The sequence below is a fragment of the Porphyromonas uenonis DSM 23387 = JCM 13868 genome (genome assembly GCF_000482365.1).
Taxonomy (GTDB): Bacteria; Bacteroidota; Bacteroidia; order Bacteroidales; family Porphyromonadaceae; genus Porphyromonas; species Porphyromonas uenonis.
The window spans coordinates 1-12,082 of record NZ_KI535308.1; the positions used below are offsets into that span (position 1 = coordinate 1).

Here is a 12,082-nt window from a genome sequence, read left to right on the forward strand (position 1 = left end):
TTAGTCTTCAGAAGAGCAGCAATTTCGTATCTTTGCGCTTGGGTTAGATGCATACTTGTATATAGCTAAGTTTTTGTTTCCACAGCAAATATACTGCATTAACCTTAAAGGGACGGTGAGCGCATCGTCCCTTTTTTCGTCTCGGCAGCTCGCTACCTGCTCCTCCCGCCCTCCTTGGAGAGGAGGGGGCGTCCGGAGCAGGGCGAGCTCCACTCCAAATTGCATTTTGGAGTGGAAAATACGCCCCTCTCCACCAGGACTGATGCATTATATAACCAGCCGTCTAGAAGTTGCTCATGACGATAGCTGGGGAATACGCAGTTCGAGCATCCTACAGAGTGGCTACGGGACCTCTCTGATTACACCTTCCTCCCGAAGAATGGAATTCCTACCTAGGAAATTGCCAAATAGCTACCTAGGAATTCCCCCAATTCCTACCTAGGGAATAAAAAATACTTCGGAGGAATCAAATGAAACTTCGGAGGAATCAAAAAATAAGTCCGAAGAATTTGTCCATTCCTAGGTAGGAATTGGGCAAATTCCTAGGTACCTATTTGAGAAATTTCTAGGTAGGAAATCAGACGAGCTCATTTTTATAATGCGTCAACCCTGCGCTTTATCCCCCCTTCCCTTCAGCTCTAACCAAGGAGTCACGACGTAAAGGGTGCGATGCTTATTGAGAAATGGATTGAAGAGAAAAAAAGAGGAGGAGGATGCCAGCTTTATTTCTGTGGCACCCTCCTCCTATTGAGTGAGAGAGTCTATTGCTTAGCGCAATGTGCTCTTTTAGTTATCTCGCTTAGGTCTTGCTGAGTATGATATATTCAATGCGTCAGCACGACGTAGCTCATTCTTGATATCTGCTATGATTTTCATCTTGGTAGATGCATCGCCCTTGATAGAGACAGTCATCAGCTTGCGACGCTCATCCTGTATCTGAGCCTCTTCGTCCTTGACAAAGCCATAGACGGCAGAGGGATCTGTGGTAATCTGATCGTTGAGCTGGATAGCTGGTGCTGTACCAAACTTAGCCTGTAGCTCAGGAATAGGCTTACCTACATAGATAAAGGATACGAGAGACTTTTCCTCCAACTTGGTGAGCTCAGTCGCTGTGGGGAGATTCTGAAAGGCAACCTTAGGAGTGACCTCTCGGATACTCGTCACCATCATGATGAAGAACAGAAAGGCAAAAATCAAGTCTGGCAGTGAGGAGGTATTCAGCTCAGGCATCGTACGCCCTCCAGCTTGTTTGAACTTTCCCATAATTATGCGCTATAAGTTGAAGTTTACGAGTTGAGTGGCATCTCAGAGATGTGCATCGGATAGCAGTCGACAATAATCTTCTGCTTATCAGGTGTAAGGTCATTGTACGGCTGACCATACTCTTTCTGAGCGACGATATCCCATACCTCATTGTAAGCTCGGAGTAGCTCGTTCTGTACATCGATATACATCTGGTAGCTGGTCTCGACCTCGTTCTTGAGCGAGATAGCATACGATGATGTGGTCACGACGCGATCCCCTAGTCCAGCGATGTAGCGTGTCTCCTTCTCTGGGAGATGTGGCAGATCCTGGGGGTTGAGGATGAACTCGACAGCACGATCCTTAAGCCTCTCAAGAGGTACGATAGCCATATCGTCACGTCCTGACGCATCTTTCTTGATGATAGCTATCTGATCCGAGCGGTTTACAAGGATACGCAATACGTTACGGTCACGTATCTCGATATCCTGTTGTTTCTGCTCGGGGGGAACCAACGGCGGTAGGCGCCTCTTTAGTCCCTGATCGGTGTCCATTGAAGTAGTAATCAAGAAGAAGATCAGAAGAATAAAAGAGATGTCGGCCATGGATGACCCATTGATACTGGGTACCTTCTTTTTAGTTCTAGACATTGCTCTTTACTGATATGTTTGATTACTTACTTGGACAGACTCTTGCGGATAGCACCCCAGATGACACCTACGATAATAAGGGCTACGAGCGTGTAGGCTGTGTAGATACACATATCGATGGTCTTGAGCCACCCTGGAGTATTATACTGTGCTGAGTCCTCATTGACAGACATGGGAGTACCATCACCTATAGCATAGGTGACACCTAGTATGACTATCAATAGGATGAAGACTAAGAGACCCTGTAGAGCCTTCTTAGGATTGGTGCGGAATCCTTGGATTAGGGAGGCGATAGCGAATATGATGGTCGCTACGAGCGTCAGCGCAACAAGTGCATAGCCCCAATACAAGACTAAGTCTGTATTGGCATAGACCTTATTGCCCGAAGCATCTAGCTCGACTCCCCCGACGAAAAACGCAAGGCAGACCGCAACGGAGACTACTAAGAGTACTAGTAGCGTCCAGCTAGAGATCTTACGAATTTTGGTTACTGCCATGATTGCGTATTACTTATGGAGGTTGTACTTGATAGCGAAGTCTACTAGCGTGATAGAGGCATCCTCCATACGATTGAGGATAGACTCGACCTTAGATAGGATGTAGTTGTAGAAGATCTGAAGGATCATAGCAACGATCAGACCACCGATGGTCGTGATCAGAGCCACCTTCATACCACCTGCGACAACCGTCGGGCTGATATCACCAACCTTCTCGATCTTATCGAATGCCATGACCATACCAACGACGGTACCAAGGAATCCGAGTGAAGGAGCGATAGCGATGAAGAGCGTGATCCATGAGAGGTTCTTCTCAAGAAGTCCACCCTGTACGCCTCCGTAAGAGACGATAGAACGCTCGACAACATCGATGCCCTGATCAAAGCGCATGAGTGCCTGGTAAGCGATAGAAGCAACGGGACCACGAGTGTTGCGTGCGATATCCTTGGCACCATTCATGTCACCACGGTTGAGTGCCTCCTCGAGCTTGCGTAGGAATGCCTCGTAGTTGTTGTCTGCTAGGTTGAGATAGATGATACGCTCTAGGCAGAGAACGAGACCGAGAATGAGGACTAGTGCGATGAGTGCCATAAAGTCAGCACCACCCTCGATGAACTTGGTCTTGAGAGCCTGATGGAAGGTCTGGTCTGCTGTAGCATCCTGCTCCATGACAACTGCCATATCAGCCTCGACAGCTTCATCAACGGTAGAAGGGGTAGCCTCCTCTGTGGTGTCTGTAGCTGCTGGAGCAGCCTCCTGTGCGTAGGTCATCTGTGTGAGGCCCAGTGTGAGTAGAGCCATGCATGATAACGTTGCAAATAACTTTTTCATTGCGATAGTTGTGTTAGTTGATTATTTCTAGTTTGATTATTATTGTTGCGGAGAGAGAGGGATTCGAACCCTCGAAACGTTTTCGACGTTTACACGCTTTCCAGGCGTGCCTCTTCAGCCACTCGAGCACCTCTCCTTAATATGTCAGTCTATCATACGTAGTCCTTATAGCTATGTCTTCCGAGTATATCTCCTATCTCGTGGAGCCTACTGTCCGTTTACCAGTGCAAATCTAAAGAATTTTGGCGACTTAGCACACATTCGAGGGTTCCACGGTCACTATCTCTACATCTTCACAAGCTAATCAGTCGATGAGGTCTAGACCTTTCTAGGCAATTAAGTCCAACGAAAAGAGCCGTATAGCATTGCTTGTCGTATGCTCTGCCAAGCTCTCTAGTGAGATGCCTATCTGATCAGCCACATAACTAGCTGTATGAACTAAATATGCTGGCTCATTGCGCTTCCCCCGCTGGGGAATGGGAGCCAAATAGGGTGCGTCTGTCTCTAGCAACATCTTATCTAGAGGTATCTGAGACAATAACTGAGCAGTGCGAGAGCGCTTATAAGTCACATTGCCATTGACCCCTATCATCATCAGTGGCAAATGCTCCAAAATACGCTGCAACTGAGCCTCCTCGCCTTCGAAACAATGAAAGACTCCGCGGAGCTGATCCGAAGCGAAGTGAGAGAGTAATAGATCTATCGTCTCATCCAGTGCAGAGCGTACATGCAGTATCACTGGCAGGTCAAGCTCTATAGCCCATCCGACTTGCTCAATAAGAGCTCGCTGCTGCTCCTCCACATAAGTGCGATCCCAGTAGAAGTCCAGTCCTATCTCTCCTATCGCTACAATTGCCTCACTAGACTCTGCTATGTATTGGCGTAGCTGACGTAGCGGCTCTGCATAGTCTGCCTCCACCGAGGTGGGATGCAGTCCTAGAGCCATCGCTGTGCGATCGGGATAGGAGCGGTGTGTCTCGACTAGTAGAGGGAGTGACGCGAGATCTATATTGGGCATGACCAAGTAGCCAACCCCCGCCTCACAAGCCGCTGAGATGACAGCGTCTCTGTCTGCCTCATACTCGGCCCCGTATATATGTGTGTGGGTATCTATCAGCATCTCTACTCCGTATAGCTATAGGGTCTCCCCTATCTGCTTCTAGATTGCCACCCCCTTCGCTAAGGGCGTGACGCTTAGGTGTTGCGCTCAGCCAGTTTGCTTACAAATGCTCGCAACGACGTAGCTTCTCTACCTGTAAACGCCTCTAGGCTCTCTAGAGCTTTCTGCGCTTCTGCCAAGTAGTCTCGCACGAGTGTCTGCACTTGAATCGCTACTTTCATTTCGTCATATAGAGCTTTGACCTTTGAGATCTTCTCATCAGCCTGCTCGTTGGGCCTCCGCATCGCCCCTGTGAGTGCTTGTCGCTGAGCTTGTGAAGCAGTCGCATAAGCAAGCGTATGGAGGATAGTCTTCTTGCCCTCTAGGATGTCACCCCCGAGGGGCTTGCCAAAGGTTTCACTATCCCCGTATAGATCCAGATAGTCATCTTGAAGCTGAAAAGCTATTCCTAGGTTCCAGCCGAAGTTGTAGGCATGCTCTACCTGCTCTGCATCTACCTTTGAGAGGATTGCCCCAAAGCGCGTTGCCGTCGCTATCAGCACCGCAGTCTTGTAGCCGACCATCTCTAGGTATTGCTCCTTGGAGACACTGTCCAGCCTCTCATATTCGAGGTCTAGTTGCTGTCCCTCCATGACGAGCGTTGCCATTCGATTGAAGTCACGCATCAGGTCAGAGAGCATCTCTGGAGAGACCTCCTCCGTGAGCATCTGATAAGCGAGGATCAGCATGGCATCTCCCGAGAGGATGGCTGGGGTCAGTCCGTACTTAGCGTAGACTGACGGCTTGCCACGTCGTACGGGAGAGTTGTCCATCACATCATCATGGAGTAGCGTGAAGTTGTGAAAGACCTCTAGCGCTACTGCTGGCGATGCCACGAGTGGAGCCTCTGGACGAAGGAATGCTTGCATCAAGAGTGCCAAGACTGGACGCACTCGTTTAGCCCCTTCTTGCTCCAGCGTATACCGTATAGGAGCATAGAGAGCTTGAGGCGTGCGCTTATCTAGCTGCAGACGTTGCAGAGTCTCCTGCACCATCTGACGATATGCGCTCAGGTCCATGGCTTTTGATGAATGAGACATCCCTTGTCGATCAGTATGATAGTGGTATAAATGCCTCGCTAGACTAGCAGTATAGAGAGACATCTATACCATCTTACTTATAGTTCTTACTCTTAAATAGGTAGTCACCTCTCTTCGCCTTAACCGATGGTAAAGGAGATAGGTAGTGTGAAGTAAGAGCGTACAGGTTTGCCACGCTGCTTACCAGGCGTCCACTTAGGCATAGACTTAAGTACGCGGACAGCCTCTTTGTCTAGAGCGGGGTCTACCTTGCGCGCTACGAGTATATCTCCGATAGATCCGTCCTTCTCGACGACAAAGCGGAGTACGACCTTACCTTGGATGCCGTTGTCTAGAGCACTCTGTGGGTACTCAATATGATTAGCAATCCACTTAAGCAGAGAGGGGATATCTCCCGTAGGAGGTACGGCCGGGTTCTCAACGATCTCGAAGATCTGATCCTCAGGCTCCTCAACTTTTGTCTGTACAGGCTGGACGATGACAGGTGGCGGTGGAAGCTCACGATCTTGGTCTGCGGAGACGATCGAAATCTTAGCAACCTCCTTGTTGTCATCAACCACCTTAAACTCTTCTGGTAGTGCAACCTCTACGACCTCCTGTGGAGCCTCAGGCTCTGGTTCGGGTTGCTCTTGCTCCTGCTCAGGAATGATGAGGGCATCCTCCATGTCGGCAATGTTGAGCGATGTTTCCTCGTCTTCATTGCTGTTTTTGGAGGAGGTCCACTCTAGAGCGGTATAAAGGATGCCTAGAGCTAAGACCAGACCCATAGCCAACGATAAAGGTATCGTCCTTCTTAGGTCTGCGTGGGGTGATTTCTTGATTTCCATATAGCGAGTTATCTTATTTCTTCGGTGGAATGGTAGTTCTCTTGGAGCGTGCTATCACGCATAGCCAGCTCTCTCGGCACAAATGTACGAAGATTTTTGCGAGTAGCCTACACCTCCTAGTTAAGTCTTCACTAAAAGAGATGATAGCACACTCCAAAAGAACCCCTCCTCCGATGGATAAGTTACTTCTTAATGTTCGGCAACTCAAGGCCGTAGCCCTTCTTCTTGTCAGCAGCCTTGAGGAGTATAGCCGTGATGAGAGCTACGACACCAAAGGCGGTAAAGACAAGCATAGCCTGGAAGTAGTCCTTAGGCTGTCCAGGAGCTACATTCTGATTGTTTGCATCGAGGATAGCTCCGATGAGCATAGGCACAGCCATGAGTCCGATGTTCTGAATCCAGAAGATAGCTGAGTAAGCAGAGCCCAGGACCTTACCTGGGATAATCTTAGGTACGGAAGGCCATAGAGCTGCAGGAACCAGTGAGAAGGAGATGCCCAGTACGACGATTGCTATGATAGCAATGGTAGCCGCCAGTCCATGAGAGACACTACTGAATGGGAAGAAAGCAAACGTACCATGGCATACAATCATCAGGATAGCACCGATTATCAGCATCGTCGCTCCCTTGCCACGGGCATCTAGGTAGAAGCCTAAGATCGGAGTGATCACCATAGCGCCCACTGGGAAGAGACTAAAGATCTTAGCAGCAACGTCTGCCTCGAAGCCTACGTTGCTCACGAGCATCTCGGTAGCAAACTTCTGGAAGGGGAAGATAGCTGAGTAGTAGAGCACGCATAGGATGGCAACGATCCAAAACATTGAGTTGCCAAAGACATGACCGAGGTCTCTAAACTTAAAGGGCTCCTCTTCCTCTTGCTCTATAGCAGCGTGAGCTGCTTCTAGCTGATGGTCAAGCTTCCTATCCATAAAGAAGTAAACGACATAAAGTAGTAGAGCGACTACAAGGAGACATGTACCGAAGAATACTGAAGCACGTACAGTACCATACTGCTCAGCAATCATCGGGGAGAGCCAAAACACAGCAAAGACACCAAGACGAGCCACAGCCATCTCAATACCCATGGCTAGAGCCATCTCCTTGCCCTCAAACCACTTGACGATGGATCGAGAGACCGTCACACCACCCATCTCTGTACCGCAGCCGAAGAGCGCAAAGCCCACACAGGCGAGCTTAGCTGAGGCTGGCATAGCTGGCCAGAAGCTATTGAAGAAGCTGTATCCGAAGCCTCCAGCATTAAAGGCGGGGCTCAGTGCGTACAGCTTGATCAAGGCTCCGATCACCATCAGAGAGCCTGATAGAAGGAAGGTAAAGCGTACGCCCATCTTGTCTAGGATGATACCAGCGAAGATGAGGAAGAAGAAGAATACATTGATAAAGAACTCACTACCTCCATAAGTGCCGAAGACCGTTGAATTCCAGTTAAGCTCCGACTCCACCATCGTCTTGACAGGTGAGAGGATGTCTACAAACATGTAGGCAAAAAACATCGTGAGTGCGACCAGCGCGAGCGCTAGCCATCTCATCCCTGCGCTGTCTCGCAGGGTCTTTAGTTGTGTAGATTCAGTCATTACGTTATGTATATGTTTGATTTGTTGATGCGTATATATAGATAGAGCGTCTAGCCCTTATTGATGGGTCGGACGCTCTTGTTGTATCGTGGGATAGCTCTTAAGTAGCTCGGCGACGATAAAGTTGCTACCGCCGACGAAGATCAAGTCTCCAGCATTGGCGTGTGCTAGGACCTCTTTGAGGGCTTCCTCTACCGAGGAATAAGCATTTCCTCTCAGGCCGATGGCCTCAGCACGTTGCTGTAGCTCTTCGGCAGGTAGCGTACGCTGTGACGCTGTCGTGCAGAAGTAGTAGCGAGCTGACGAGGGAAGAAGCGCCAGGTTGGTATCTATATCCTTGTCGGCACTCATACCTATTATTATATATAGGTGATCATACGTTGCCTCTTCAAGCTGATGTGCCACGACTGCTATACCAGCGGGGTTGTGCGCCGTGTCGCAGACGATATGAGGATTGGTCGAGATCGTCTCCCAGCGGCCACGCAGTCCCGAGAGCTTGTACAGCTCAGCGAAGCCTCGCGCCACCACCTCATGAGTCAGGGGCCTATCGAGGACTTTGTCGTCCAAGATGCGTAGCGCAGTCAGAACCGTGTGGGCATTTTCCAGCTGCGCATCGCCCGAGAGTGGCGTCTCTAGGAGACCATAGTCGACGGTGTCTAGTCGCATGCCAGGGTGTAGCTCATCGTATCGCTTGATCGTGTGCTCATCCTCGCAGAAGGTGATCGGAGCATGGCGCTCCTCAGCCACCCGCTCAAAGAGCTCACGCACGGAGCCACCCGCATTGCCAATGACCACATGGACACCCTCCTTGATGATGCCCGCCTTCTCGTAGGCAATCGCCTCGAGCGTGTTGCCGAGATACTGCGTGTGGTCCAGACTTATATTGGTTATGATCGAGAGCTTAGGCAGTATCACGTTGGTACTGTCTAGTCGTCCTCCTAGTCCCACCTCGATGATGGCGTAGTCCACCTCATGGGTGTGGAAATGCTCAAACGCCATCAGGGTCGTGTACTCAAAGAATGAGGGACCGACAGACTCAATCAGCGGACGTGTCCGCTCCACAAAAGAGACCACCTCCTCCTCGGAGATCATCTCGCCGTTGATCCGTATACGCTCTCTGAAGTCGACCAAGTGTGGCGAGGTAAAGAGCCCCACCTTATAGCCAGCAGCTGTCAGCACGGAGGCTATAAGCGAAGTAGTCGATCCCTTACCATTGGTACCTCCTACATGGATAGTGCGGATGTATCGCTGAGGATTACCTATAGCCTCGCACATTTGCTGCATACGCTCTAGGCCAGGCTTATAGGCATCGCCCCCTTGGTTTTGAAAGCAAGGGGTCACTTGGTAGAGATAGTCTACCGTTTCTTTATAGTTCATTGTTGAGCTTGCGCATGATAGTCTGCGAGCGGTCTGGCCCTACAGATATGATCGAGATGGGTACTCGTAGCTGCGCCTCTAGGAAGGCCACATAGTGACGGAAGGCATCTGGGAGGTCCTGCTCCGAGCGACAACCATCTAGAGGTGTCTGCCAGCCGGGTAGCTCCTGATAGATTGGCTCTATATCTGCCTCCAAGGAGTACGGCATGTTCTTGTACTCCTTATCACCTATGCGGTAAGCGACGCAAGCCTTGATGGTAGAGAGAGTATCTAGCACATCGCTCTTCATCATGATCAGATGAGTCACGCCACTGAGCATGATCGTGTAGCGCAGGGCTACAAGGTCTATCCAGCCACAGCGACGAGGACGTCCCGTGACTGCGCCGAACTCATGTCCACGGTCAGCCATCAGATGCCCGACCTCATCTTGTAGCTCTGTGGGGAAGGGACCCGACCCGACACGTGTACAGTACGCCTTGAAGATACCGTATACTCGTCCTATCGCCTTGGGCGAGATGCCGAGACCGATACAGCAACCAGCACTTACCGTGTTACTGCTGGTGACAAAGGGGTAAGTACCAAAGTCCACATCTAGTAGCGAACCCTGCGCACCCTCTGCTAGGACATTCAAGCCCTCTTCTAGAGCCTCATTGATTAGGATCTCACTATCTACAAATTGGTAGCCCTTGAGGTACTCAATGGCTTTGTGGAAAGCCTCCTCCATCTCAGGGAGCTTGGATAGGTCAGCACCCATCTTCTGCAGGAGATCCACATGACGATCTCGTACAGCCTTGTAGCGAGCCTCAAAGTCTCGCTCTATATCACCGATGCGTAGTCCCGTACGAGCCACCTTGTCGGTATAGCAGGGACCTATTCCCTTGCCCGTAGTGCCGATCTTAGCAGCGCCCTTAGAGAGCTCCTGCGCTGCATCTAGCAGACGGTGCGTCGGGAGGATAAGGTGCGCCTTACGGGATATGACTAGGCGCTTCTTGATGTCATGACCGCTCTGAGCCAACTGCTCAGCCTCCTCACGTAGTAGGACAGGATCTAGGACGACACCGTTGCCGATCAGATTGAGTTTGTTGCCCTGGAAGATACCTGAGGGGATCGAACGCAATACGTAGCGCTGTCCTTCAAACTCCAGCGTATGCCCAGCATTAGGTCCACCTTGAAAGCGTGCTACCATCTGATAGCCTGGGGTCAGCACGTCAACGATCTTGCCTTTGCCCTCATCGCCCCATTGTAGTCCGAGTAGGACGTCTACCTTTTTCTTGTTCATGTCTTAATATATCTCTATCGGTCAGCGCCTTGAGGGGGCTTGCTGTAGCCTACCCGCTTGGTTTGCTAACCTCTTATTATTCGTCTTTGCAGTATCACTCTCGCAGCGGTGGCACACACCGTAAAAGATCAGAAGAGGCTGTGCCAGCCGATATCGAGAGGTCGTAGCGTGATGTAGTGCCTTGAGTCGTCGAGGCTGTCTATAGAGAACCTCGGCACCACAGTAGCGGCAGCGACAGACGGCATAGAGACTAGCCTGCTCACTCGTCAGGTAACGCGCCTCACTCGACTGCGGGAGCTGCAAGATCAGCCCCGACTCGGCCAGCAGGCGCACCGTACTATAGACCGTGCCACGGCTCTGGTGACAACCCGCCTCCTTAAGCTGAGCCATCAGCTCCTCTGTCGTAAAGATACGACGCTGCGTACCGACCACCTGAGCAATCTCCACTCGCTCAGAAGTCAGCTGATAGCCGTGCTGCTTGAGAAAAGCCTTAAAGGGCGACACCAAATCCGACATCATACTGCGCCACCCCCCTATCGTAGGAGATGTGACATACTACAATTTTACTGCGTTACACATTAGCAACGACTACCACATCTGTAGTAGTCTCACTATGAGGCGTGACACCACTTCGTGCGCCACGCTTCTCGGCATTCCCCCACCCCACTTCGTCCTTCAGCTGAGAGCAACGAGTGCAGCGGGATCTGACCGATGTCGCAAAGTTATACAAATTACTTTACTTACGCCACCTTTCGGCCAGCACCAATTCCGCAAGTCGAGTTACTCGTCTCATCTGAAATCCCTTTGCTCAATAGCAATCTGCATTTTACTCAATTCTGGCTCTGGATTTACTCAATTCTCTCTATGAAACTACTCAATTCTCTCTGCGAAACTACTCAAATCTCTCTGCAAACTCACGAGTAGCGCTATGTTGAGACGCACGTAACAGACGCTGTAACTTTTAACGGGGACGGACGCCCTCAGCCTCAGCACGAGTCGTGCGTTCCTAAAAATGTTACCCGTCAGATCGCTCCCATAGCTCTGATCCCTCAGATCGCTCCGATAGCTCTGATAAAAAGGACCTCGCTAGAGGTCCGACGCATCGTAGCCGTCGGTCGGAGGGGCTACGGCCCCGAACGACCGATGGACAGGCGAACGTGGTAGGTGGTCGACCCCTTGTGGGTCGGACTAAGCGAAGCTTAAAGTCCCAGTCAGGACGCTCTTATTTTAGAACTTCCCAGTTTTTCTTCTTTGCGGTAGTTACGTCAGCAGCGCTATACCTGTTTTCATTCCTTTTCTTAGAGGAGCGATCTACTAGAAAAATAGTACCACTACTCTTTCTCCTTCGATTGGGAAGACTATTCACCAACCGGGTCATAGCCTTGCCTTTGATATAATTGCTGGAGCAATTAATAACCGTCAATTTAGCACACCCAGATATGTTCAAGTTAGTCAGCTTATTGTCGTTGCAACCAAGCATTTCCAAGGCGATGTTCTTTGATACGTCCAAGCTCGTCAGTTGATTGTAATCGCAGCCAAGCCTTGTCAAGGCGGTATTCTTTGACACGTCCAAGCTGGTCAGTTGATT

At 50.3% G+C, this 12,082-nt stretch carries 11 protein-coding genes, 1 tRNA gene and 1 pseudogene; all 13 read right to left on the reverse strand.

Translation table 11 applies throughout. The annotated features are described in order from the left end of the window. Positions 1-786 precede the first annotated feature (786 nt). A complete protein-coding gene (locus L215_RS0106580) occupies positions 787-1,263 on the reverse strand; it encodes an ExbD/TolR family protein (RefSeq protein ID WP_007365070.1) in 477 nt (158 codons plus the stop codon). 23 nt (positions 1,264-1,286) lie between these two features. Next, positions 1,287-1,892, reverse strand: a complete 606-nt coding sequence (locus L215_RS0106585) for an ExbD/TolR family protein (RefSeq protein ID WP_025882668.1) — start codon at positions 1,890-1,892, stop codon at positions 1,287-1,289. 26 nt (positions 1,893-1,918) lie between these two features. Continuing rightward, positions 1,919-2,389 carry a hypothetical protein gene (locus L215_RS0106590; RefSeq protein WP_025882669.1) on the reverse strand — a complete coding sequence of 157 codons (471 nt, stop codon included), beginning with the start codon at positions 2,387-2,389 and terminating at the stop codon, positions 1,919-1,921. Positions 2,390-2,398: 9 nt separating this feature from the next. Then, complete coding sequence (locus L215_RS0106595) at positions 2,399-3,220, reverse strand: MotA/TolQ/ExbB proton channel family protein (RefSeq protein ID WP_025882670.1); 822 nt, start codon at positions 3,218-3,220, stop codon at positions 2,399-2,401. A gap of 48 nt (positions 3,221-3,268) precedes the next feature. Next, positions 3,269-3,356, reverse strand: a tRNA-Ser gene (locus L215_RS0106600). Between the two features lie 192 nt (positions 3,357-3,548). Beyond that, positions 3,549-4,340: a TatD family hydrolase gene (locus tag L215_RS0106605; RefSeq protein WP_025882671.1), complete on the reverse strand. Its 792-nt coding sequence runs from the start codon at positions 4,338-4,340 to the stop codon at positions 3,549-3,551. Between the two features lie 74 nt (positions 4,341-4,414). Continuing rightward, positions 4,415-5,398, reverse strand: coding sequence for a polyprenyl synthetase family protein (locus L215_RS0106610; RefSeq protein ID WP_025882672.1), 984 nt, complete (start codon positions 5,396-5,398; stop codon positions 4,415-4,417). Positions 5,399-5,538: 140 nt separating this feature from the next. Then, on the reverse strand, positions 5,539-6,246 hold the full coding sequence (locus L215_RS0106615; RefSeq protein ID WP_025882673.1) for an energy transducer TonB: 708 nt from the start codon (positions 6,244-6,246) through the stop codon (positions 5,539-5,541). Positions 6,247-6,428: 182 nt separating this feature from the next. Further along, a complete protein-coding gene (locus L215_RS0106620; protein WP_027451528.1) occupies positions 6,429-7,838 on the reverse strand; it encodes an MFS transporter in 1,410 nt (469 codons plus the stop codon). Positions 7,839-7,895: 57 nt separating this feature from the next. Next, positions 7,896-9,215: a bifunctional folylpolyglutamate synthase/dihydrofolate synthase gene (locus tag L215_RS0106625; protein WP_025882674.1), complete on the reverse strand. Its 1,320-nt coding sequence runs from the start codon at positions 9,213-9,215 to the stop codon at positions 7,896-7,898. Beyond that, positions 9,205-10,494 carry an adenylosuccinate synthase gene (locus tag L215_RS0106630; protein ID WP_025882675.1) on the reverse strand — a complete coding sequence of 430 codons (1,290 nt, stop codon included), beginning with the start codon at positions 10,492-10,494 and terminating at the stop codon, positions 9,205-9,207. Before L215_RS0106630 ends, L215_RS0106625 begins: the two co-directional genes overlap by 11 nt. A gap of 21 nt (positions 10,495-10,515) precedes the next feature. Then, on the reverse strand, positions 10,516-11,013 hold the full coding sequence (locus tag L215_RS0106635; protein ID WP_025882676.1) for a Fur family transcriptional regulator: 498 nt from the start codon (positions 11,011-11,013) through the stop codon (positions 10,516-10,518). A gap of 703 nt (positions 11,014-11,716) precedes the next feature. Beyond that, a pseudogene (locus L215_RS10265) lies at positions 11,717-12,082 on the reverse strand (hypothetical protein); the annotation flags it as partial.